Source organism: Dolichospermum circinale AWQC131C, from assembly GCF_000426905.1.
Taxonomy (GTDB): domain Bacteria; phylum Cyanobacteriota; class Cyanobacteriia; order Cyanobacteriales; family Nostocaceae; genus Dolichospermum; species Dolichospermum circinale.
Window position 1 is genome coordinate 51,736 of record NZ_KE384642.1, and the last position, 24,290, is coordinate 76,025.

General features: G+C 36.3%; 22 protein-coding genes and 1 pseudogene. 8 read left to right on the plus strand and 15 right to left on the minus strand.

Going from position 1 to position 24,290, the window contains the following annotated elements; genetic code table 11:
• Nucleotides 1-66: 66 nt before the first annotated feature.
• The 7 genes and pseudogenes from cas5d to ACIR131C_RS0118450 all read right to left on the minus strand — a co-directional run bounded on the left by cas5d (nt 67) and on the right by ACIR131C_RS0118450 (nt 7,829).
• Nucleotides 67-732: a type I-D CRISPR-associated protein Cas5/Csc1 gene (gene cas5d, locus ACIR131C_RS0118420; RefSeq protein ID WP_028091377.1), complete on the minus strand. Its 666-nt coding sequence runs from the start codon at nt 730-732 to the stop codon at nt 67-69.
• A gap of 3 nt (nt 733-735) precedes the next feature.
• On the minus strand, nt 736-1,788 hold the full coding sequence (gene cas7d / locus ACIR131C_RS0118425; RefSeq protein WP_028091378.1) for a type I-D CRISPR-associated protein Cas7/Csc2: 1,053 nt from the start codon (nt 1,786-1,788) through the stop codon (nt 736-738).
• Nucleotides 1,788-4,763 (minus strand): type I-D CRISPR-associated protein Cas10d/Csc3, encoded by a 2,976-nt coding sequence (gene cas10d, locus ACIR131C_RS0118430; protein ID WP_028091379.1) that lies wholly within the window; start codon nt 4,761-4,763, stop codon nt 1,788-1,790. Before cas10d ends, cas7d begins: the two co-directional genes overlap by 1 nt.
• Before the next feature lie 3 nt (nt 4,764-4,766).
• Complete coding sequence (gene cas3, locus ACIR131C_RS0118435) at nt 4,767-6,782, minus strand: type I-D CRISPR-associated helicase Cas3' (RefSeq protein WP_028091380.1); 2,016 nt, start codon at nt 6,780-6,782, stop codon at nt 4,767-4,769.
• 108 nt (nt 6,783-6,890) lie between these two features.
• Complete coding sequence (mntA, locus tag ACIR131C_RS0118440; protein WP_028091381.1) at nt 6,891-7,343, minus strand: type VII toxin-antitoxin system MntA family adenylyltransferase antitoxin; 453 nt, start codon at nt 7,341-7,343, stop codon at nt 6,891-6,893.
• A pseudogene (locus tag ACIR131C_RS0118445) lies at nt 7,336-7,578 on the minus strand (DUF1016 N-terminal domain-containing protein); the annotation flags it as partial. The pseudogene ACIR131C_RS0118445 and the gene mntA, both read right to left, overlap by 8 nt.
• 80 nt (nt 7,579-7,658) lie before the next feature.
• Nucleotides 7,659-7,829: a hypothetical protein gene (locus ACIR131C_RS0118450; protein WP_231395497.1), complete on the minus strand. Its 171-nt coding sequence runs from the start codon at nt 7,827-7,829 to the stop codon at nt 7,659-7,661.
• Between the two features lie 487 nt (nt 7,830-8,316).
• On the opposite strand from ACIR131C_RS0118450, the gene ACIR131C_RS0118455 reads away from it, so the two are divergent.
• On the plus strand, nt 8,317-9,189 hold the full coding sequence (locus tag ACIR131C_RS0118455; protein ID WP_028091384.1) for a WYL domain-containing protein: 873 nt from the start codon (nt 8,317-8,319) through the stop codon (nt 9,187-9,189).
• A gap of 218 nt (nt 9,190-9,407) precedes the next feature.
• On the opposite strand, the gene ACIR131C_RS23320 is transcribed toward ACIR131C_RS0118455, so the two are convergent.
• Nucleotides 9,408-9,818 carry a zinc ribbon domain-containing protein gene (locus ACIR131C_RS23320; protein ID WP_051347623.1) on the minus strand — a complete coding sequence of 137 codons (411 nt, stop codon included), beginning with the start codon at nt 9,816-9,818 and terminating at the stop codon, nt 9,408-9,410.
• Between the two features lie 526 nt (nt 9,819-10,344).
• The gene (locus tag ACIR131C_RS0118475) at nt 10,345-12,207 is read right to left on the minus strand and encodes a S8 family peptidase (protein WP_028091385.1); all 1,863 of its coding nucleotides are present in this window, start codon (nt 12,205-12,207) and stop codon (nt 10,345-10,347) included.
• A 219-nt stretch (nt 12,208-12,426) separates the two neighbouring features.
• Here ACIR131C_RS0118475 and ACIR131C_RS0118480 point away from each other — a divergent pair, with 219 nt between their 5' ends.
• Nucleotides 12,427-12,849 carry a hypothetical protein gene (locus tag ACIR131C_RS0118480; RefSeq protein ID WP_028091386.1) on the plus strand — a complete coding sequence of 141 codons (423 nt, stop codon included), beginning with the start codon at nt 12,427-12,429 and terminating at the stop codon, nt 12,847-12,849.
• A gap of 164 nt (nt 12,850-13,013) precedes the next feature.
• Here ACIR131C_RS0118480 and ACIR131C_RS0118485 read toward each other — a convergent pair whose 3' ends face one another.
• A complete protein-coding gene (locus tag ACIR131C_RS0118485) occupies nt 13,014-13,247 on the minus strand; it encodes a hypothetical protein (protein ID WP_028091387.1) in 234 nt (77 codons plus the stop codon).
• A gap of 304 nt (nt 13,248-13,551) precedes the next feature.
• On the opposite strand from ACIR131C_RS0118485, the gene ACIR131C_RS0118490 reads away from it, so the two are divergent.
• Together ACIR131C_RS0118490 and ACIR131C_RS0118495 are read left to right on the plus strand one after the other, a co-directional pair.
• Complete coding sequence (locus ACIR131C_RS0118490) at nt 13,552-13,776, plus strand: type II toxin-antitoxin system HicB family antitoxin (protein ID WP_028091388.1); 225 nt, start codon at nt 13,552-13,554, stop codon at nt 13,774-13,776.
• A 240-nt stretch (nt 13,777-14,016) separates the two neighbouring features.
• Nucleotides 14,017-14,454, plus strand: a complete 438-nt coding sequence (locus tag ACIR131C_RS0118495) for a hypothetical protein (protein ID WP_035372482.1) — start codon at nt 14,017-14,019, stop codon at nt 14,452-14,454.
• A gap of 69 nt (nt 14,455-14,523) precedes the next feature.
• Here ACIR131C_RS0118495 and ACIR131C_RS0118500 read toward each other — a convergent pair whose 3' ends face one another.
• From ACIR131C_RS0118500 to ACIR131C_RS0118515, 4 genes are all read right to left on the minus strand, one after another.
• Complete coding sequence (locus ACIR131C_RS0118500; protein WP_081677221.1) at nt 14,524-15,216, minus strand: hypothetical protein; 693 nt, start codon at nt 15,214-15,216, stop codon at nt 14,524-14,526.
• Between the two features lie 362 nt (nt 15,217-15,578).
• Nucleotides 15,579-16,799 carry a bifunctional phosphopantothenoylcysteine decarboxylase/phosphopantothenate--cysteine ligase CoaBC gene (gene coaBC / locus ACIR131C_RS0118505; protein ID WP_028091391.1) on the minus strand — a complete coding sequence of 407 codons (1,221 nt, stop codon included), beginning with the start codon at nt 16,797-16,799 and terminating at the stop codon, nt 15,579-15,581.
• Between the two features lie 85 nt (nt 16,800-16,884).
• Nucleotides 16,885-17,097 (minus strand): protein IsiD, encoded by a 213-nt coding sequence (gene isiD / locus ACIR131C_RS0118510; protein ID WP_028084549.1) that lies wholly within the window; start codon nt 17,095-17,097, stop codon nt 16,885-16,887.
• Between the two features lie 145 nt (nt 17,098-17,242).
• Complete coding sequence (locus tag ACIR131C_RS0118515) at nt 17,243-17,869, minus strand: alpha/beta hydrolase (RefSeq protein ID WP_028091392.1); 627 nt, start codon at nt 17,867-17,869, stop codon at nt 17,243-17,245.
• 122 nt (nt 17,870-17,991) lie between these two features.
• Here ACIR131C_RS0118515 and purH point away from each other — a divergent pair, with 122 nt between their 5' ends.
• Nucleotides 17,992-19,515, plus strand: coding sequence for a bifunctional phosphoribosylaminoimidazolecarboxamide formyltransferase/IMP cyclohydrolase (purH, locus tag ACIR131C_RS0118520; RefSeq protein ID WP_028091393.1), 1,524 nt, complete (start codon nt 17,992-17,994; stop codon nt 19,513-19,515).
• A gap of 862 nt (nt 19,516-20,377) precedes the next feature.
• Here the strand turns inward: purH and ACIR131C_RS0118530 are convergent.
• Nucleotides 20,378-20,758, minus strand: a complete 381-nt coding sequence (locus tag ACIR131C_RS0118530) for a hypothetical protein (protein ID WP_028084553.1) — start codon at nt 20,756-20,758, stop codon at nt 20,378-20,380.
• Between the two features lie 738 nt (nt 20,759-21,496).
• Between ACIR131C_RS0118530 and ACIR131C_RS0118535 the strand changes: the two genes are divergently transcribed.
• The 3 genes from ACIR131C_RS0118535 to ACIR131C_RS0118550 all read left to right on the plus strand — a co-directional run bounded on the left by ACIR131C_RS0118535 (nt 21,497) and on the right by ACIR131C_RS0118550 (nt 24,274).
• The gene (locus tag ACIR131C_RS0118535) at nt 21,497-21,976 is read left to right on the plus strand and encodes a YbjN domain-containing protein (RefSeq protein WP_028091395.1); all 480 of its coding nucleotides are present in this window, start codon (nt 21,497-21,499) and stop codon (nt 21,974-21,976) included.
• 164 nt (nt 21,977-22,140) lie between these two features.
• A complete protein-coding gene (locus tag ACIR131C_RS0118540; protein ID WP_028091396.1) occupies nt 22,141-22,860 on the plus strand; it encodes a lipoate--protein ligase family protein in 720 nt (239 codons plus the stop codon).
• A gap of 553 nt (nt 22,861-23,413) precedes the next feature.
• Nucleotides 23,414-24,274, plus strand: a complete 861-nt coding sequence (locus tag ACIR131C_RS0118550; protein ID WP_028084557.1) for a hypothetical protein — start codon at nt 23,414-23,416, stop codon at nt 24,272-24,274.
• Nucleotides 24,275-24,290 lie beyond the last annotated feature (16 nt).

The following is a 24,290-nucleotide window of genomic DNA, read 5'->3' on the forward strand; positions in this document are numbered from 1 at the left end:
ATTTTAAGTTAAAGGCGGGCAAGATGCCCACCCCACAGGATTTGTAAGTGTGAAAATGATGAGAATTTAAGCCTTAAATCTATATTGCATTTGTTGGGGAAGTTTTACATTTTTGACATCATCAAAATAGTAATATTCTCCTTGCATTTGCACATTTTGGATCAGGCTTACTGGCGGCATATTTACCACATCATAGCTAATTACTCGATTAGTAAACATGACATCCAATGGATTTAAAGGATGAGTACAGGTAAATAAATCAGTTTTAGTTTTTGGTTGTGGTAATTTCTCAACCGTAATTTCTGCTTTACTCATCCATTTACCTAAACGAATCCATTTAGGTAATTTGATGTCTTTTTGAGCAATTAGAAAAAACTCAAATTCACTTTCTGGTGCTAATTCACGAATACGCCCATAAGTTGGAATATTCTTACTAATTTGCTCCATTTTGACGTGATAATTAAGGTTAGCCCATTTATAAGTGTGGGTAACATAAGCAGATCCTAAAGGACGCGCAGGTGTAATATAAATACCTTGATGATTAAGAGGTTCTAAATCTCTTTCGTAATGAGGTATATGTTCTGCGTCGTAATAGCTGCTTTTTGCTAAACCAAGAGCGTAAGTCAGAGCATAATTATGTAAATATCGTTCGGTTACGTAAAGCCTACCTAATTCACGAGTAGCAAAATACAAAGGGTCTTGTAAGGTAAGGAGAAGACGATAAATTTGCATACATTATGTTTCCTCCTCTTCAGAGGTATTCTTTTTATCTTTCTTTTTACCCCTGGTATTAGTATTTTCCGCTTTTTCTTCTTTCAAAATACCTGCGGCTTTCGCATAATTTAGAGTATCTTGTGTTAATGAGTTCATCCATTGTTTGAAATTATCTTCATTACCAAGAATATATTGAGCTTCATTTTGAAGAGATACAAGTGCTTCTTTTGAAATTAATTCATAAAAAACTCCGTCTTTTTGAATTAATTCATTAACAGCTTGTTCTGTAGCTGATGTGATAACATTGGTGTCATAAGGAGGTAAAACATCTCCGATAAGGTCATAAATTTTTTGAGTTAATCGTAAATTGCTGAAAATTTCACCATCAGCAAAGATTATTGCTACAACTGTATTTCTGACTTGTCCAGTTCGTGTAGTTTGAGCGCCATAACGTTTGGTACGTTGCAAATTATTCAGCAGATACAAAAATGTATTTGGTGTTGGATCACGTAATGTAACTACACTGGGAAAAGGAATTTCTGGTAACACATGATCTTGTTCACTGAAACGATTAGTGGTTTCTGTTCCTTGTGTCATTGTCCCATCTTCATAGGGTGCATTCAAGGTAAAAGTTCCGTGAGATTCTTCATATTTAGGAACAGCATAAGCTGAATCTATAAAAACTTTGGATTTCTCAGAACCAGAATTATCTGCACCTCCTTTACCCACTGCATAACCGTAAATAACACAGTCAGGACATACTCCACAAGGATTTTCATTGTAAGCGCAGTCTTTTTTATGTTGGCTTTTGATCTGGTGGTAGATTTCATAACGCCGCAATAATTCACGTCCTGTTAAACGTTCAGGAGTGGTTTGCTTGCGTTTGAAAAGCACTAAACGACTAATTGCTTGTGAATCATTAAGTCCTGCTCTAACTCTGGCTACATTGAGTTCTCCATCAGTTTTAAATACTGCATAAGAATTTGTTTCTCTGAGAACTATAAAGTGAGCATATTTAGCCCCAGGAATGCGAGTAATAGATTCTTGAAAATGCTTTTTGTACTGTTCAAACATTAATTTGACTCCTTATTGTCTGATGTTTGTGTTTTTTCTTCAGGTTTCTTAATGTACTGTTTGATATACCAAGCCTCAGACGCATGACGAATCAGATTGATATTTTGTCTGAGAAGCGATCGCTCTGCCCTACAATAGTTCTGAAATACCTCTTTAACAAAGTATTTAGAAAAGTCTTGAATGACAGTTTCACGCTGGCTTTTATCCTTCACTACTTCGGAGGGTATGTAACCTTCGTTGTTGTTATTGAGTACACCATCTACCAGAGAAAATAAGTAACCCTCTATCATTAATTGCAGGTCATCTTCAGCAGTATTTGGTTGACTTTCTAAGATGACTTTTGCTGCTATATTTAAAGGTCGAAGCCTTGTATATGCAGAGGAATTTTTACCTGATGCTCGATAAAAACGAGTATATTTATCAACTAACTCTCGAATCATGTTCATGGGGTCATCACCTTGATAATAATTAATCAAAAGTTGGTAATAATTCAGCAATTTTTTTGCAACAATAATTGCTGGTTCACTAAGCTGAGTTGCTTTTTTCTTGCGTTCCTCCTTTTTGATATTTTCGAGTATGCGATCTGCATAGTGAAATACATACAAAGGGCTAGTATCCAAAGATTGAGAAACATTATTTAAAGCATTCCAAACAGGAAAATTTTTACTACGATATGCTTGGGATGTTAAAGCATACACAGAAAAAGCCGCAGGAATAGCAGTAATAAATTCATCTAAACGGAAACTAGATTTTTTGATGCTGTGTTGCCAGTAAGTATGTACACCATCCAAAATTGCTGTTTCTTTAAAATCTGCTCCTGAGTCGTATGGTGGAAGAGTTGAACGACTAGCAACGACTTTAACTCCAAAGGTTAAAGGTGCAATTAATGTTAGTAATGCTGGTATATGCCATACTTCGGTATCAGTTGGTTTTTTAAATAATGCGGGAACTCCTAAAAGATAATAGCCGTGCATTTGTCCTTCTGGATATTCCACTTTTTCAACTCGCCGTTTCTCATTTTCTTTAGAATCAGCACCTACTCTAAAAACATCTACACGGTGAATGCAGCTAGGGTCATAGTTATGTTTTGCTAACTCTTTATCTAAATCAGAAAAGACATTTTGAGCAAAGCTTTTATAAGCTCGGTTCATAATAATAGCGGTTTCTGGTGTGAAATAGTAATCTGGATAAAGATGCAGGTAAATAATATCATCATCCGCTTCTAAACCCCGGTTTAAAGAATAACTACGCAGTAGTTTTTCTGCTTGGCAAACTGTACAAATTCCACGTAAAGACTCTTTAGAAAGGCTTGTAACTCGTTTGTTAGTGTAACTAGAAAATTCCTCTCGTACATCAAACGCACTATTACAAACAGCACATATTGGTTCACGTTTACGATTGGCTTTGTTTCGGTGATAACGATTCAACTCTTTTTCAAAATCATGTTTTTTATCACTGTCACTAATATCCAAAACTTGAGCAATGTAACTATCAAGAAAAGCAAAAGCTGTTATACCTTCTGGTTTACCCCGTTCTGTAATAACTTGGTGGATAGCTTTTAACATTTTATCTTCAAGTTGAGCATCATTTAAGCTGCCATGTTTCCTCATATAATGACCAGCTAAAAAATACCACCCATGAGGTACACCACCAAGAGCCGGAATACGTTTTAAAGTTTCTAAATACTCGTTCATATCCAAAGCATTAAGTAAACTTTGGATGGACTGATCTTCAGTTACTCCATAGTATTCTTTGAGGATATCTACTAACCCTCTAACTCCTTCTGCTAATCTATCAACTTGTAAATTTGCTGGATAATTCCAATCTAAATCTGCTAATTCAGGAATAGACCTAATTTTTTCTCTTCTTTCACCAGTTACAGGGTTTCGTTTATCACCAAGTATATTAAAAAGTTGCTTAATGAGAGTTTCTGAAGCACGTTCAACATCAGCTACTTCTTTCATGTCTGGTTTGCAACTGATAATACCTTTTGGTTGACGATAAATTAAACGATTCAATCCTTTTTCAGCAGTTTTTAGGATTTGTGATCGCACTATTTCGGCTAGATTAGATAAATCTAGTTTTTCACTATCCTTTGGTGCAAAGTATGTAATTCCATCAGGGAAAAATAAAAAAGCTATCCATCCAATTTCCCTGGCTTTATCTAATACTGCATTGTGAATAGTTTGAGTTAATAATCCCCTATTTTCTATTGTACGATGATGGCGAATAACATATTTATCTTTTAATCTACGTCGTACAATTGCCCGAATCTTTTCTTGATATAAACTATCTGGATGATGAGCCATAGAAGCTAATAAGTCAGCAAAACGGACAAATTCAGCTAACCCTATTAAATCTTCAGGAGATAATTTTATATCTGGAAAATTAGCAAGAGTCAAATTTGCTCCTCTTGCATCTTCAGCATTTTGACCAAGAAAAGCGATATCTTGCCAATATTCATTGCTAATAAATTTCCACAGTCCCAAACTTTCCGCCCAAATATTAAAATAATGGTGGTATTTATCCCATTCTTTACCGTCCATCCGCAAATTACCCAATTCCTTGAGTACAATTTTATTGAGATCGTGCAGAGTCACAGCAGCTAAATATAACCGTTGTTGCAGTTCCTCTAAATTAGCTAATTTAACTAGAGTCCAACCACCAACAGCAGCATTTAAAAGATGTATAGCTAAACTTTGATCTGGATAGTCAACTAATTTAGTGATGATCTTTTCTTTCTTATCTGGGTTAACATTAACAGCTAAGTCCTTAGCCGCTTCTGGACTCATTCCCTTAGCTGGTTTAAGACTGAAATAATCCAGAATATTGGGAAATACCTTTTTTATCCAATCTCGCAAAACTTGATCCTCAGCATTATTTAAAGTTTCTAATGCTAAAACTACTAAAGGAGGTTCTTTTTCTGGTTTTTCATAATTATTATCAGGTGTTAACCAATCGAAATTATCTATCATTTTTCAATCTCCTGCAAAGAATGTTTCATTAGTTTTTTGCCAATAAAGAAGACTATCTAAAAGCAGTGCATCTAAACCAAAAGCTACAGCATATTCTTGATTACTAGAATCAACTACTTTATGTAGCTCAAATAAAGCAGGTAATCTATAACGTCGGCGCAATGTTTTGATATCATATTTACCAGGGTCAGCAACACAAGTTGTAATTGATACATATTCAAGTTTTTCATTTATCTTTTTAATTGCTCGATGACGACACTGTATAAAAAACCCTTTTCTTGCTTGTGCTATGTTGAGTTGTAACCTATCTAATTTGTCTGTAAAAATTAGTGCTACAGGTTCATAGCTACTTAAATATTGTGTGATCTTTACATATATTCCCAAATTATTTTTATAAAATGGTTCATTGAATCTCTCACTTATTTCTTTTGCTTCCTCCTCTGATATAAGTTCAAAATCTGTTCCTGCAAGTAAACGTATTAAACTCATACTTTTCACTGCGTTTGTATCTGGGTCATAAATCCATATATCTAATTGTCCTCCACCGCGAAAAGTTGACAAATCCTGAGTAATTACTCTATGTTCTTTCAGTTCATTTAATCTATCCCGATAAGGAGTTTTACCCACAATTCGGTTAGCTTCTTGACAATAACGTTCAATCAAAGTTTGATATTGATCCTTTTGTTTACTCAGCAAACAAAACCTAATTGTAGAAAGAACACAACCCCAACGGCTTAAATATCGCTGAAATTCTTGAGGCTTTTGGTAGACTTTTTCTTTAACATTTTGGAAAAAACTTTCTCTGTCTACTTCAGTTTCATTACCATAAATTTCAGAAAATTTATCCTTTACCCAATCTGGAACTAAAGCTATTGCTTGGTAAGTTGGAAACCCATCATGTCTTCCTAATCTTCCTAAACGCTGAATAAACGTACCTGCATCTAAAGATTCATAAACCAGAAAATTGATCTCAAAATCTACACCAACATCAACTGTAGAAGTTGCAATAATTAATTGTTTACTCATTGCATCTTCTCTAACTTTTGCACCAGTTAGTCCTGTATTCTCGCCTATACTTAAACCTAAGTTGGCATTTTCTAAAGTTTTGACGATCCGTTTAGCAGCAAATACACTATTAGTAATGATCAGTCCTTTAGAATTAGGATATTGAGAGAAAAATTGTTTGATATATTCTAAATTCTCAACTACCCAATTTTCAATTCCTCCATTACTTTGCTCAGATGTAACTAAATCTAAATCTACTTCATGTAAAATTCTCCGATGAGTTTGACTTTTTTCTAACCCATGTTCATATTCACCTTGAATAATTTTAGTAGTAATACCTGCTTTATCAAGAACTTTTAATAAAAAATTATCTGGTGTAGCAGACAGAAAGAGAAATTTTGCTGCAAAACGCTCTCCTAAACTTGCTCTATTAAAAGCAATACCATCCAATACATTAGCAATTTGTGGAGCATGAAAAATATGAAATTCATCAAACACTATGTAGCGATATTGATTAAACCAAGTTTCAGCTAAACGAGCTTTGTTACCACCTCTACTATCGTAATGTAAGCGATGAATTAAGGTAAAAATATCAGGATTTGTGACAACTATATTATTATCATCAGCTACATTTCGTAGTGTTTCTAGTTTGTTAAAACCTTCTTCACTCATATATGAAGCTAATTTAGATCCTGTGAGTTCACCCACTTGTAACTCAAGATTAAATTTATTTTTCCATTTTCCTATTTGTTTTCCTTGATCACGAATAAGCTCATTTGTAGGATAGTTAAATAAACCTTTTCCTAATGCTCTTTGTGTATCAAAAAACGCTGGAAGCAAAGCAGCTAAAGTTTTACCGTCACCAGTTAAAGCAGTGTCAAATACAACTTGATAATTTTTGATTGCATCCCAAACTTCTTGTTGATGGGTAACAAGTTGGATATTATTAAGTTGGATATTATTAACTGATGTTTGGGAATATTTAGACCATGTAGACAGTAGTTTTATTTTCATAAATCACTCCGTAAAAAATATTATGATTTCTGGTTAATCATTTTATTCTTCCAATCTAATTCAATAAGAGTTAGTTTGTCTAACATAAATAGGATATTGATGTATTTGTCATACTTCCCACCTTTGTAAAAAATTTTCAATGGTTGCCAATTGGTTTTTTCTAATCATTGTAATTTCTGTATTACTCAATAATACCCTTTGTTTAAATTTTTCAAATTCATCTGCTGATTCTTCATATAATACCTTTCCATCACGAGCTACAAAATGGGCTATTAATTTGGAAGAATAATTAAGTTTGACAATATCAATTTTATCAGAATTGATTTTAAATATCTCTCCCAAAATTCCAGGTATTGCAAATAAAGCTAATGGATGATCTTCAATGTATAAGTTATATTTTTCTTCATCACATAAAACCGCAAAATCCCAGTCACTATCGGCTTTGGTATTACCATTTGCTATAGAACCAAATAAAACTAACATTTTTAAGTAAGGTATTCTCTCAGGAATCTGTGAAGATAATTCTTGAAGTTCTGCAATTGTGGGAATACTATTTTGCATAAGTTCTATTCTCAATCCGATGGATTAAAACATTTTTTGTCCAGCCAAACTTGCGAGTCATTCTCATATAAAACTGACGTTTTAAGTCATTTTTACACTTTTCTAAAATGACTATATTATGAGTGCAGCCAATTTCTGCCACCAATGGTGTCAGTTTTTCTTTGGAGTGATAAGCTAAATAAAAATCTCTCATTCTCCAAATATTTCGGGCTGAAAATCCGCTAATTCCTGGAAACATAGTTTTTGACCTCACTAGCTACTATTTTTAGAAAATGGGTGTAGGAGAAACTACCCCCAATATGTTAGAAATTCCTGTTAAGTGATCGCTTTTGACTCGATGACTAATCTATACTCATACTTTTGACCATGAGTACGTCTTTTTTCAAATTGATAACCACGTTTTGCCAAAACGTGCATAGTTGCAGAAAATCGGTGGCTGATTTTTTCTACTAGCTCCTCTGTAGAATACCAGCAACCATCTGACATTAGCCCAAGCATACGATCAGGTAAGTTCATGAGAGATAACCTCAATAGATTTATTTGCGCCAAAGAAGCCATGCCTGTGCTAACCTATAAGGTGCGACTCTGTATAGGTGAACTAGAATGACTTTTTTCTGGTTCTCCTACTTTAGCATATATTTTGGGTCTATAGAAAAGAAGTGTGAGCAAAATAAAAAATTTTCCATTAGCTTTTCCCAAGATGTATACTAGAGAGGCCTTGAAACTAAAACCTAATCCCTATCAGGGATTGAAATTATAGAAAAGATGTGATCAAGGCTTAAACACACTCATTAATCCCTATCAGGGCTTGTAGGCCAGAGCTAGACTCTGGCTGTTTTGTATATTTTTATAATACCTCATATTGTGTCCGTAACTCATTGTTAAAATCTATAACTCATTGCTAAAATCTATAATAACAGCCACAATAAAAATTGACAAGTAAAAACAAGTATAAAATATACGGACACTTTCCATGAGTCGAAAAGGTCAATCCATTACACTGTCGGTATCAGAGCGCAATAAAACGCAACTAGAAGCGATCGCTCTTCAATTTGGGATGAAGTGGGGAGATGATCCCAATATCTCCAAACTGATCAAGGCCATAGCCCAACATGAATTAATAGTTAGTAAAAATAATGACTGGCAAGATTCACGTATCCGTGCATTACATCGTTGTATAAGTGCATTAACGGATATCGGACAAAATGAACAGGCGGAAATTATTGCTAATTTACTACTAGAACGCAGCGAATTATCCGTACCTTTACGCAAGGAAATTGAAGGGTTTTTAAATAACTCCCATCCATCTTGGCGGTTACAAGTAGATCACTATATCTTACGTCAACAACCCTTTCAACTTGCTTATCAAGATGCAGCAGAACGAGTATTTAATTTTACTGTCCGGTATGCCAAAATCAGACCCCATGAAAAACGTCAATACCTTGATTGTTGGTGTGAAGAGACAGAAGGAAATCTTGATATACCAGAATTAAAACATAACTGGTGTTTTCGTTTAGACGGAATTAATGAAGCATCAGTTACGGAAATTACTCAAAAATGGCTTAATGGCTTGGATCAAATAGATGTGGAAATACACTTATTAAATAGGTTAGCGTTTGCCTATCAACCTAAACCAGAGGATAAAATAGTGGAATGGATACCAGAACAACCACAGGTCAAAAAAGTAATTAGAAGAATATCAAATACATTCTGGTTTATTCGAGAAATTATGCAGTATTCCTCTGATTGTATTGTAGTTTCACCGGAGGATGTGCGATCGCGTATTAAAGAAAGTCTCGTCAAGCTATGTCAAAATTATGACCTAACTGCATCACTCACAAGTTAAGATTATTATAGGTAATAGCCGAGGATTTACAAATACCTTGCACCACGGCGAAAACCCATATTAAATTAGCACATTGGATGGTTAAAGATACGCAATCCTATGATCAGTTTTCATGATGATTGATTGTTAACTCATTCATAGGAAGTGATAACAGAAACAATAAACTCAAAACCGTTCGTGCTAAACTGAACAAATCTCTATCTGTTCAAAATGACACTTTATAAAGGCATAACCTTTATTGGTGTAACGGCAACACTCGCTATCCCATTTGCAAAAGCATTTGGGAATACTTTTCTGACAATATTAGCTGACCCATTGCAATCTGCATTCAGGAGGATTCCTTGAGCAGATTTGAATAAACCACGCTTCACTCTCTTCCCCAAGTAGATAGAGTGTTTTTGTATTGGTTCTAAGTCCAAAGCGCTGCACTTTGAGGTATAAGATTCTTCAGTTACTACAACTTTGATTCCTGCTAATTGACATTTATAAGTTAGTTGGTCAATTAATCTTGCATGGGGAATCTGTGTAAATGACTGATTATTCTTTTTACCTATGAGGAAAGATAGTTTATCAATCTCTTGCCAATGTTGGTGAGATTGTTTAATGATATGTCTTTCAACTAAAATCATTTCTTCTTCCTTCGTTGTGCTGAACGTTTCCCGTAAATCCTAGCTGCAAGAAAGATTTTAATTGTGACGTTAAGCTGTTTGGCAACTTGTCCTATTGTCAGAAGTTTCTCCATTAGTTAAATCCTCGAATATGGAAAACCAATGATTGATCATAGAACTAGAACTTCTGGAACTCTTCAGGACTAGGTACATCTTCCAACTCAACCGCGTGAGGAAAGATAGACCCATCCTCAAGTTCAAACTCTGTGGAACTAACACGAATAACTTTCTTCCTTAACATAATCTCGACCTTAATACTATAATCTTACTTAGCATCTCATCAGGAGATTTATAAAGGTTTTACTAGAAATGTTTAGATATTTGCTTTACGGCACGAACCCCGGAAAAATTTATTTTTTGGTATTGACAAAGAAATTTGAATATGTTATCCTTATTTTGATAAGGAAGAACTATTCTACTGTTATTCAATTAATAAAACACAGAGTCCCCGACTTGTTCAAAAAATCGGGGATATTTGTATTGAGAGTTAGACTTTTAAGAGGGTGTCAGTTTGTCCGTCCTTCTTCAAAGCTAACCGGGCTAGTCCATAACAAAGTAGGGCATTGACAAGAAGGAAGATTCGTGATAGATGAATATTTGCTAAACCCCAAACAGTAGGACTATAAATAGCGGTAACTGTTAAACAAGCTGCTATACCTAAACTCGAACCAATAGCAAACCATTTCCCAGTAGGATGTCCTAAAAATAAGGCTATCAACACAAAGGGAATTAAGACACTGGCAAAAAGAGGATTTAATGAGTCTGTTCCCTGTAAAGTGTTTCCTAGTTCGGGAATGGAACTACCTAAAAGCCGGAAAGGCCATTGGGGAAGGTCAAAGATATAAATTCCTTTCAGGAAAAATAAGCCAGAACTACCAAAAATCAAACCACTGGATAAAGACCAACTCCAAGCGAAGGGAAAATAAACCCGTAAAAACCAAGCCAGGAGATAAGAACCTATCACCATGAGTATTTTAGGCAATAAAGCGATCGCACCGCCATCTATCCAAAAACCAGGATTTAGATAGCCGTTTTCTCGCAACCACCGGAAAAAGTCAGGAACGCTAATTATACCATCACTAGCTAATTTAACCGCTGCTTCGGCGTTAAGTTGTCCAGCCCCATAATAGTTTAAACCATCATCTTGAATAACTCTCGCTGACTGCTGGAGAACCTGTAAAATTTCATTGGGTTCTTTAATTCCCAAAGCTTTAATTAATGCAGCTACACCCGCAACGTGGGGAGAAGCCATACTTGTTCCTTGTAGTCCGAGAAATAGACCCTCACCCTCTTCGTTAATAGTTTCTTGGAGAATTGTCCCAGTTTCACTACCACCAGGGGCGGAAATGTCCACACCTGCACCATAATTAGAATAAGATGCTCTTTCACCGTCAGGACCAAAAGCCGCAACACCGATAACATGAGGATAACGGGCAGGATAACTAACGCCATTAGTGTTTTCATTCCCAGCCGCGGCTATAATAGTTACACCTTTATTATGAGCATAATTAATCGCCTCCGCCATAAGTTGGCTTTCTCCACCACCACCTAAGCTCATATTAATTACATCTGCACCATTATCAGCGGCAAATTTGATAGCTTCAGCAATATCGGCTACTGTTCCTGCACCGTCAGCATTTAATACTTTTAGGGGCATAAGATTGGCTTCGTAAGCTACTCCCGCCACACCATAACTGTTATTAGTAGACTGGGCAACTGTACCAGCGACATGAGTTCCATGTCCATTGTCGTCTTGGGCTGGTTCTGTATCATTGACAAAATCATAGCCTTTGACAAATTTGGTTTCATGTAAATCACGGACTTTACTAATACCAGTATCAATGACAGCAACAGTGATACCACTACCTTTAGTGCGTGTCCAAGCAGATTCTATACCGATTTTGTGTAAATTCCACTGTTTGCTATAATATTGGTCATTGGGACCAATTAAAGAGGAATTTGGTTCTTGGTCGTTTTCTGGTGGTAGAATTTCCCCTAAGCGGGTGGTTTTATCTGTAGGTACAGTTTTGTAAATGTAATTGGGTTCAATAAATTCCGTAACTTTGACCAATGGGGATTTTTTTAAATCTGTGATTCTTTGGCGATCGCCTTTGATAATATATACATGATCTGCTGCTGAATATTTATTATCCAATTGGGGCGTAACATGATATTGTTGAGCGATCGCTTGTAAATCCTTTTGAATGAGATTTTCTGCTATATCTTCCCGAAAATCCAGTAAAATTGTCTCAAATTCGCCTTTAACTGCGAGTCCCTGAAAATGTAGAAATCCAAACACCGCAGTAGTCAGTCCCACAAAGAACAAGCAGAATAATATAAGTTTTTTCATATCCGCTGATCACCGCTTTTTGTCAGTTTGTTCACTACGATAACTCATATTATGGTATTTTTGGGAAAATTTAGGCTATAGTTGCTGACAGGTAACGGGGTGAAATGTTTCTGGTTTTGGTGCATAGGGTGGTGAAAACTAATCGTTTGACATCAATTCCATGAATAATAGTCTAGACTAAATAATAAGAAAAATCACACAAATCACAGAAATCAAAGTATGGAACGTGGTCTTTTATGGTTGCCTTTGTTAGTAGTATTTTTCTGGTTAGCGTGGCAAGGTTCACAGGAATATCAGAAACTTGAAGCTTATCGGATTTGGGCTGAAGAATTTGAACGAGCTAAATATGATATTTATGCTGTATTAGCTCAAAAAGGTAATGATATTACTTGGGGAAAACCAACAACTAAAGGACCAATTGCATTAGAAACTTTTTCTTTATTAGATGTTAAGGAAATTCGTTTTTTAGTGAATGGTAATGTGGTAGATATAGAAAATCCTCCGCAAAAAGGTAGAAAAATTGAATTGCAGTTTTTATTAACTAGTGATAAATCAATTTGTGTTCCTTTTACAGAAGTTCCTCTGGCCGCAAAATGGGGTAAATTTTTGCAAAAAACATTAGATACAGCAAGTTTAGCTTGAGTGAGGTACAATTTATGCGGGCAAGATGCCCGCACCACAAGAGTTTTATCATTAATATTTGTACTTCATAATACTGGGAACTACTGTATCTGTTGAAAATTAAATGTGGGTGTTTTGAAACCCACGCTGGTGGGTTTTGCCTGTAATGTTTTAAGCTTGAAATCTCATCTTCTTCTATTAAGTTTTCTTTTAATTCGAGATCTTCTTGCATTAAAATCCTTCTGACATTTCTGTTGCTCTATTAATGATTCATTTTTCATGGCTTCAACAGCTTCATCAAAATCCAAATAATTTTCACCTTGTTTTTTCATCTCATTAACGATCGTTTGAGATGCCCTAGCTATATAATGAGATATTTCTTCTATCTCAAGACTTCTATCGGGATTGGAATTGTTCATATTCCAGTGGTATTGACTGGACACCTCTAGTATACACCATAGGATTCAATTTACTTCATTATGTACCCTAATTAAATCACCCTTATTTATACAGGGGTTTCCGCTCTTATGAGGTACATTTTAAACCCCCTCCCCGCTTGCGGGGAGGGGGTTGGGGGTGGGGTTCTTGTACCTCATAACATCGGGAAGCGCTGTATTATATATAACATTAAGCAAAAATTTACTGAGCTTTAGAAAAGCAGGTAACGGAAGCACTGGAAGAACTAAAGAAGATCGAAGCAGACGAACGGGAGAAACCAAAAGAATGAAATATACAATAATTATTCAATGGTCTGAAGAAGATAAATGTTATGTAGTATTATTGCCTGATTTTACTAATGTAATGCAGCCTTGTACTCATGGGGAAACTTACGAAGAAGCTTTAAAAAATGGTCAGGAAGTATTAGAAATGCTAATTGAGTCATATTTGGCAGATGGTGAATCTCTTCCCGAACCGCAAGTTTTAGGAAACTTTTTGAAAGTGGCGTAATTTTTAAATTGATGTAGGTTGGGTTGAATAAAATGAAACCCAACATTGATTAATTACAGTTTCAATAAATAACAGTTCCTAAACAGTCTTTACTGCGCTTAAAAAAATCAGCGTGTCAGCCTACGTAGGTATAGTTTTTATTTGTTACCTATAATTAAACAACGAAATGCCAATGTATTTCCAAAGAAAATAAGTTATAATGCGAAGAACACGAGAAGACAGTGGATGGAAAATATAAATATGGCAATTACAGCAGAAAAATCACTTAATTTACAAAATGGTCCAAATTGGACATCCTTTGAGAAATTTCGCACAGAAGGTGGAAAAGCTCTTGAATCTGTGAAAAGTGGGACAGTTGCTACTTTAAATACTAAAACTGGACAATACCGCATTCTTGAAGAACAGGATTTTCAACATTTATTAGGTTTAGCTCGTGATTTTGATCGTTTGCGCGGAGGGTTACGTGTAATATCTAGCTCTGTGCGTGTTGTGCAAAAACATCGTGATCTTGAGAGTATTGATTTATTGATAGAAGCAATTGCTATGCTAGGAGGTTTACCCGAACTTCCCACTCGTAGTAGTTTCGAGCCTCTGTTGCCAGAAGATGGTATAGATGTAGATGAGGATGATGAAGTAAATCTCGATCCTACTACAATTAAAAGACCTCTTAATTATTAGAGGTTTGCTCATGAGTACAATTCTCGTTGATAGATATTAGGGTCATTGATAACGACCCTAATATTATTACTATATAGATGACCGGATTTTTATTTCATCTTCACCAGCACGAACTAGAATTGAGCGAACCATCGAGCCAAAAATACGCCATCCTACTAGACTTAAACTTGCGTGTCGTTGCGCTAACAGCAAATCATCTAAATGTATTTGTACTATTCCATCAAATAGTAATGAATTTCCAACTGTATCAGATGAATCATCCGCAAAGGGTGGAAGATACATCCGCTGTGTGGAAGTAAACTGTAACAATTGCGAAAGAGTTGTTTTGGCTTCTGAATTTTGATTACTTATGGGTTGAACGCGCAGTAATGCTGCATATTTGCGTCTATTTTTCACGAGATCGCAAGTAGAACTAGCTATTGCAAACTTGGTATTTTCTAGACGCTCTCCTAGAAAGTAAGCTGCGTTTGTACTAACAATGTCACCTTGTAAAGGTGTAAAGGAGTCTTTCTCTGGATCTGCTAAACCCTTTTCAAGAAGGTCTTTATAATAAATTGGCTCACGAATAAGTGCCTGATTAAATACATCTTGACGATATTTTGTCTTCTTCAGATTTTTAGCAAATTGTTGGATAGTTTTAATAGCCTGATCATCATGAGAATAATTTTGTAAATATCTTTCTAATTCTGGTAAATCTTTTGGTATGTTTGTTTCTGCTTCTGAGCGCAATTCTTTTTGACTATTATTTGTAGTTTGATTCATACTTTTATATTTAGGGCTTGCTACAGCATAAAATTATTTTTTATATCTTATCATGGACAGAGTAATTTATGGTGAAGTTTAGGAAAAAACTACTTTTATATGGCAAAGTTTCCTAAATTATCATTTTTGGCTCTTGCGTCTTTTTTGTGCTGATTGAAGATTGATTATAGCAAAACTCTTACGGGACAAGGGTTATAAACAATTATTCCCATATTCTCAATGAAATGCCCACACAATAAGGCTTTTAATGATTTTGAACCAAGTTTTCCATAAAAATAACTGAAGAACCTCATTTTTTTATTCATCCTTATCTCCAAAAACCCCTTATCCCAATTTTTGGTAACACCTCGAACGGTTATCAATTATAAATTACCAATAACAAAATCAAACAAATAATGCGCCATTTCCAACTTAGAACAAGTGGGAATTTCTACCTCTCTTCCTGACTTATCTAAAAACACCGCTTGATTATGATCACTCCCAAAACCACTATTAACTTGATCAATAGGATTTGCGACAATTGCATCTAATTTCTTTTTTTGCAATTTTTCCCGCGCTGGCTTGACAATATCCCCCGTTTGTGCTGCAAAACCAATTAAGTATTGATGGGGTTGTTTACGGTTGCCGATTTCCGCGACAATATCTGGTACTGGTATCAATGGTAAATTTTCGGGGAGCGATCGCTTCGGCAATTTTTCGGTACTATAATCTCTAGGTTTGACATCTGCAACGGCCGCTGACATAATAATTATATCTGCGTTGAGTAACTGATTTAACATGACTTGCTGCATCTCTTCTGCGGTAATTACGGGAATTGCTTCTACTCCTAAAGGGACTTCCCAACTCGCTGGACAATGTACCAATATTACTTTTGCACCTCTGTGTAGTGCAGCCTGTGCCAATGCTAAACCCATTTTACCAGTGGAAGGATTGCCAATAAATCGCACGGGGTCTAAATATTCTCGCGTTCCTCCAGCACTGATTAAAACCTTTTTCCCCGCTAAATCTCTCTTGCCTTGGGTGTATAATAAAGATTGAATATAAATAAATATTTCTGCGGCTTCTGCCATTCTACCAGCGCCAATGCGATCGCAAGCCAACAACCCAGAACCAGTTTCCATACCATAAAATCTGCTATCTGTCAATAGCTGCCGCCAATTTCTTTGTACTGCTACCTGTTCCCACATATCTGTATTCATCGCTGGTGCTAACAATACGGCACAAGTAGAAGCGAGAACAGTATTTGTTAATAAATTATCCGCCATTCCATAAGCTAATTTAGCCAAAGTATTAGCAGTTAAAGGCGCGATAACAATTAAATCAGCCCATTCACCCAATTCGATATGTAATGGACGTGAATAAATTGGTTGCCAAAAATTATCATCTGTATAAGCTTGATGGCGGGATAAAGTTGCTAAAGTTAAAGGAGTGATAAATTCTTCGGCAGATTTAGTGAGAATAATTCGCAATTCCACCCCAGATTTAAAGAGTGTAGAAACCAACTCACAAACTTTATAGGCGGCGATACCACCGCCTACAGCAATGAGGACTCGTTTGGATTTAGGACTTGAAAATAATGGCATTTTAGGATAGGATCTCAATTACTTGAGATTTTAAACCGTTCTACCAATCTAAAATCCAAAATCTAAAATCCAAAATCTAAAATTCTTAGCCTTCGTCGTAGGGTTCTAAATCTAAGAGGTGAATATAGGCTTCAACCAATTCTGGACGCTGGAAAGCAATTGCTCGCAGTAGATGCCAATCATTTAAACCCTCAAAAGCATTACTATAATTATCTAATTCCAGACGTGTAGCTAAATCTTGTACCTCTGTCGCTGTCATAGCAGAAATTTCTGTTTTGGAAATGCTTAGAGTCTTCATAATGCTTGCCCCTCCCTTTTGCAGCACTTACATTCAGCTTAGGGTGGAGTTGCTTCCACCTGATCTATCTTACTCATTAACGAGCATTAAATTTGTAAAAATTTTTCTGATTTTTCCAGAATTTGCAAAATTTTTGTAACTAGAGTTAACCAATTGTCTTGACAACAAAGGTTCTTAGCGCTTCTAACATTGGTAAATTAATTTCATGTCCCATTTCAAATTCATGGTACTCTACTGCTACTCCTAGAGATCTTGCCATGTCCCTGGACTTAATGGCCGCTTGTAGGGGAACTACTTCATCCTTTGTTCCGTGCATAATTAGCGTAGGTGGAAAATTGCCTGGATTAAGCGTTGCTACGCTAGGATGTGGATATCCACTCATCACAACTAAACCAGCTAATGGTAGGCTTAATCCTACATCTAAAGTCATTGCCCCACCTTGAGAAAATCCACTCAAAATTGTGCGTGATAAAGGTATGCCTGTATTAGTTTCTAAGGATTGCAACCAATCTATGAGTAGTTGTTTGCTTTCTACTAATCCAGCATACATATTTTCTGTCCGTAAGTCATACCATGCCCTACCTGTGTCAGCATGAGGATAGGGATAGGGAGCATTTGGTAGTAAAAATTCGTAATCTGGTAAATTGATATAAGGAATCAAAGAAGCCACATCTTGAGCATTTGCGCCCCAACCATGTAAAGTAACGATTAAGGCTTTTGGTGTTTGTTTCCCTGGTGGAGAAACCCTAATAAAATCTAATACTGGAGTCATGGATAATTGAGTCAAGAATCAACGTCTATCCAGTATACTGCTGATCTAGGCCGCATTTCTGACCACTCTTTAGGTAAAATACTCTTCTGTTTGTAATTTAGTCCAAAGGAATCTGGGGAATTATGGCGCGTTTAGCCCTGCTGAGTGTATCTAATAAAACTGGTATTGGGGATTTAGCCCGGAGTTTGGTTGAAGAATTTGGCTTTGATATCATCAGTAGTGGGGGAACAGCCAAAACCCTCAAAGATGCAGGAATACCAGTTACTAAGGTTTCTGATTATACAGGTTCACCAGAAATTTTAGGCGGTCGGGTGAAAACTCTTCATCCTCGCATTCATGGCGGTATTTTAGCACGGCGGGATATGGAAGAGCATATCATAGACCTGGAAAATAACCAAATTCGACCCATTGATTTGGTGGTGGTTAATCTTTATCCATTTACGGAAACCATTGCTAAACCGGGTGTTACCTTAGCTGACGCTGTGGAACAAATTGATATTGGGGGTCCGGCAATGTTAAGGGCTGCTGCTAAAAATTACGCCCATTTAACGGTATTATGTGATCCTGCCCAATATGGCGAGTATTTACAAGAATTACGCCAAAATGAAGTAGTTTCTTTAGAGTTTCGCCAAAAATGCGCTTTAAAGGGATTTTTGCACACTGCTAGTTATGATCATGCCATAGCATCTTATTTAGCTGGTACGGAAACACAAGAATTTACTCTTTCTGGAACACAAATTCAATCTTTACGCTATGGGGAAAATCCCCACCAACCGGCAGCCTGGTATAAAACCGGCAGTGAAGCTACTGGTTGGGCAGCGGCCACCAAACTGCAAGGGAAGGAACTCAGCTATAATAATTTGGTAGATTTGGAAGCCGCACGGCAGATAATTGCCGAATTTACCGACAGTCCCGCAGCGACAATTATTAAACATACTAACCCCTGTGGAACTGCGGAAGCAACCAACATTTTCGACGCTTATCAAAAGGCTTTTAATGCCGATTCTACCTCAGCTTTTGGGGGAATTGTGGCTTTAAATCGTCCTCTTGATGCGGCAACGGCAACGGAGTTAACAAAGACATTCTTAGAATGCGTAGTTGTTCCTGGTTGTGACGCAGCAGCCCAAGAGATCTTAACTAAAAAGGGCAATGTCCGCCTTTTAATTTTACCAGACTTGTTGACTGGACCGAAAGAAACTGTAAAAGCGATCGCCGGTGGGTTTTTAGTCCAGTCTGCTGATGATATCATTGCTGATCCTACTCAATGGCAAGTTGTCACCGAACGTCAACCTACTCCCCAGGAGTTAGGGGAATTATTATTTGCTTGGAAGGTGTGTAAGCACGTCAAGTCAAATGCTATTGTAATTACAAGCGATCGCACTACATTAGGTATTGGTGCTGGACAAATGAACCGCGTCGGTTCAACAAAAATCGCTATTGCCCAAGCCGGAGAAAAAGCCCAAGGTGCATTTTTAGCCAGTGACGGTTTCTTCCCCTTCGATGATACCATTCGCGCTGCCGCTGGTGCTGGCATTACTGCCATTGTCCAGCCGGGGGGAAGTCTTCGAGATAAAGATTCTATCAAGTCCGCTAATGAACTAGGCTTACTCATGGTTACAACTGGTGTCCGGCACTTTTTACATTAAGTAGGTTGGGGTTAAAAATTGTCGTTATGACAAGGGAACAGGGAACGGGTTTTGGGCAACTTTACTTTTCGTTACTTATGTCGGGTTTTTTCCGTTCACCTACTTATTCTTGCCTTGGAAAAACAATTTCTAAAATTGTTGTCTAAGGTACTTGCCATTTAATTGAAATAGTGATAACTTATATTTGTGTGTGAGGAGAAAACTCAAAAAGCGTCTGGGGTGGAAACACGGCAACACTCCCGGACGCTTTTTGATTTCAATTTCATTTCAGTTGCAAAATCTTCTTGTAGCAAATAATCACCTGCACACCTAAAAATAGATAGTCGGATAGGTCTTGGGTTTGCGCTTTTGTGCCTTTATGCGAAACCTAATCCATACCGCCATGATCCAAGACCTAAAAAACTAAAAAAATATATTTCCCCGTCAAGAAAATGCTCGCTTCATCTGCAAAACCTATAATTCCAGAAATGTTGCATTCATGATCTAAAGTTTTGGCAATTTGGCAGACAATAATTTTAGTTTCGGGTTTTAATGGAATATCAACAGGGTGAGTGGGAAAGTTGAGCAGTTTTGATGTAGGGATTGATCCCAGCACTGAAAAACTCTAAACTTAATCACAATTGATAGATAAGCTGCTGTCAAACACTCTAAAAACATTGCTAGATTAAAATCACAGCTATGAGTCACGCCTTAACAGCAACTAACTAAGAATTGCATAGAGAAGACAGAGAATATATAGTATTTTACCGATTGCTTAGTAAACAAACGGAGTTGTTCAGTCCGAGATTGAACTGTATGAGTACACAATAACTTGAAAATGGTTGGATTGTGAAAAAAGTAACAAAAGTTAATAATCTAGTTCTTAATCACGAAGCATTTGGGAAATAATTGCATCTGCTTGTAATCTTTTGTAAGTCAAGTGAACTAAATTAGCTTCATCTAATTGACCACAAAGGTAGCAAGCTAAACTAAGAGCATCTAATAGCATCAAGGTGGTAATACCTTCTGCTGCTAAAGATGAGATATATTCGGAAACGCCTTTAGCACAGGTTGTTGCTGGCATTAGCACTAGTAGCAAACGTAAACAGTCTGTTGATGCCATCATGCCATCTAATTCATGGGTTTGAGTGGCTAACTGAACAATACCAAGAACGATTTGATTCGGGGAAATACCTTCTTTCATGAGTAAAGCAAAGAAGGAAGTTAAATGACATGGGGTGCTGTGATCAAGCTTGATATTCATAGTGTTTATTAAAATCAGTGTAACAATAATCAGAGATTTTTTGGCTAATCCGGAAAAATCTCTTAAAAGTTTTCGGTTTTTTTCCGTGAGATTTCAGAATTTTTTAACAGATGTCACCCCAAGTTGTCAACTCGAGTTTTTAGAGAACTCCATACAACAGTGCAGAATTTAACTCATATTTCCGTATCTCCTGATACTATAAATCAATAAACTACTCCTTTTTTATTATTCTTACATTTTGTAACACTAAGTAAGTCTGGTAATTTTTGGGCTGTACCAAATAAACTGTTTTTAATTAATTTAATTGAATTTATCAACCAAATTAGTAGTTTGTAGTTTACGTAACAGACAAAAGGCATTTTTGGCAATTAAAGTAAGATAGGCAGTTTTGTGTGTAATTAATCAGACGCAGTAAGCAATAAATTGGAGAGTCTTTCCTCATGTTGACATCCAATGGTGATAAAGACGAATTACATCTAATATTTCTGGATGTAAACGTCTGAAACCGGGAAAAAATAATTGTCAGATTGACCGAATTTTGCATAAGCTATTATGTACCTATGACTTTATTTATATTTATCAAAAAAGATTAAAGCAAATTAAATATATATCTAAGAGGATGTTTTAAAACTATTGGGGGAATATAATTCGCTACTATACAACCAAGGTAGATACTGGCATTTCTGGTAGCAGAATAATAGATTACACTAGAAACTATATTTTTGGAAAAAAATCTGTATGGCCAGCTACCTAGAAACCCAATCTCCAGAAGAGTTGCTTGATCAAGTTATGCAAGAAACCACACCGCTAAATCATGTAGAAGTTATTGAAAATGTGATTAATACTCTAGCGGAAGATCAAAGTGCAATGGTAAGCCATTCGGCCGAGGGTGGGTATTTGTGGAAATTCCAGTATGGCAGTGTAGAAGTATTTGTACAGTTGACGGGAACTACTGATGAGGATACAATTACGGTTTGGTCTGCTGTGCTAACGCTACCAGTTCAAGATGAGGCCAGATTAACACGCTATTTATTAGAATTGAACTGTGTGAGTACCTTTGAAGCCCGTTTTGGGATTATTGACAATCAGGTAGTGGTGATTTCTACACGCACTTTAGCAGAGTTGTCTCCGGGGGAAGTTTCTCGGATCATTACTATCGTTGCAACTATCGCTGATGATAATGATGAATATCTGCAATCTGAGTTTTGTAAAGTGTAGGTATTGCACTATTGCGGTATAAATTATGTTTATTATGTTTCGCGCTAAGACGCAAAGGAGCAAAGCCGCAAAGGAATAGGTTGATTTTGTGGTTTAAATACATGAAAACTGCTGTAACTATTGCTGTCACTATTTTAGTATTTTAGCCTGGGGGTTGACTTTTAATGCCTGAGCAGTGGCGACTTATTCCGATTTTAGCAGCTTCTGGTTCTGTCCAGATGGCTATAGACCGTTGGTTATTAGTACAGCATGAGTTGGGAAAATGTCCACCGATTCTGCGCTTTTATACTTGGTCTCCCCCAGCAATTTCTCTGGGTTATCATCAACGTCAATATCCTGAATTTTGGCAAGATCTAATCTGGGAAGGCCAAAAATTGGATTTGGTACGTCGTCCTACTGGTGGGAGAGCGGTTTTACATCAAGGTGATTTAACTTACTCTGTTGTGACTTCTGGTCTCAGAGGAAATACTTTAGAAATATATGCAAAGATTTGTGAATTTTTAATCCAAGGATGGCGATCGCTTGGTATAGAGTTGTACTATGGTCAGGCTGGACGGGGTTATATTCATAATCCTAATTGTTTTGGAACGGCCACTGGTGCAGATTTGGTTTTAGCAGATGGTTCTAAACTCATTGGTAGCGCCCAATTACGCAGAGGTGACGCAGTTCTTCAACATGGTTCTATACGATTAAATCCAGATGGGGATTTGTTTATAAAAGTATTTAATCAGGAGTTTTTTCATCCTTTTCAATTTCCTGAAAGTATTAATCAAGAAACAATTATTAAGGCTTTAATAGCCGCAGCTTGTGATTGTTTTGCTATGGAAATAGAGGTGATACCTTTGTCTGAAGATGAGTGGAATTTGATTTTAGCAGATTGTTGATTAGGGTCAGTTTTTGGACTACCCTAAGTTTTTTTCTCTCGCAGAGACGCGGAGGCGCAGAGAGAAGTCAGGTTTATTTTAGTTTTTGTCTTTGGTATGATGTCTATTTTTTAAATTGTCATGTTTTATTTGCAGTTCGTACCATTCATTTAAACAGTATTCTGACCAACAAAAACAATATTCATTCCAACAAAAATCACATAATTCTTTTTGTTTGATTTGATCTTTATTTACTGGTTTTTGGAGTAGATAATTGCGCGGACAATGGCTGTAATTATTCATGATTTTACCTGGTATATAGGCTAATATTTCTGGATGATCTAGTTATCTAAAAGATGATACATATAAATCTCGTCTTTTTGTGTAAATTATTGACGATATGTATAAGATTTTTATCAGAAATAAGGGAACTAAGGAAACATATCCACTTGGTGTTGCAAAAATTGTAGAAATATAGACGAATTATACTCATTGTGTTATTTTGGAGAAGGTTTATTAATTTTTTGTAATTCTGACTAGACTTGTTAGGTATCAAATACAATCTAAGTAACCGATGGAAACGAAACAGTTAAAGTTCCTATTAAAGCTGCTGGGATGTCCCAATTATCGTACTGGCTTGAGTTCTAGCATTTTTGATAGTTTTAAAAGTGAAAAAAACAAAATTTGTCGAGATTTGGGAGAATTGGAATATGTGGGCTATTCCCAGGAAGTTGCTACGGTGAAGATATTACCTGCTGGTCAAGCACTATTGAAACTTGACTCTACACAGTTACCTATTGATGATCAAGAACTCAAGGTACTGGAGAAGATAAATAAAAGTTCTGGAAAAATAGCCCCCAGTGAAATCAAAGTTTCAGGACTAAAATCAGATGAACGAGATGTAATATTAAAAACCTTGAGTGAACGAGGTTTGATTGCTGCTGAAATTAAGATGAAAATGCGTAACGCTGATGTTTGGTTAACAGAAAGAGGTATTGAGGTTTTGCGGGATGAATATAATCCCCAGAAAGGTACTAACCCTGTTATTAGTTTGGAATTGCTGGGTAATTACTTGCGCTTTTTGCGGAACAATTTGCGGGTTAAGTCAGAACAAGTTTCTACTTTAGTTTCTGATAATATGGCATCACATTCTGATATTACTGGCAATATCAGTGATGAAGAAATTTTAGAAACTATTAAGAAATTAGATCGGGAATTGGGGACAGAGAATTATTTACCAATTTTCCATTTACGGCAAAAGTTACAACCGCCTTTATTACGAGACGATTTAGATCAGGCGTTGTATAGATTACAAAAAAGTGACAAAATTGATTTTAGTACCCTACAAGAAGTCAGTGCTTATACACCAGAACAAATTGACGCGGGAATTCCTCAAAATATTGGTGGACAACTGTTCTTTCTCATAGTTAATTAACAGGTTTTCCAATATT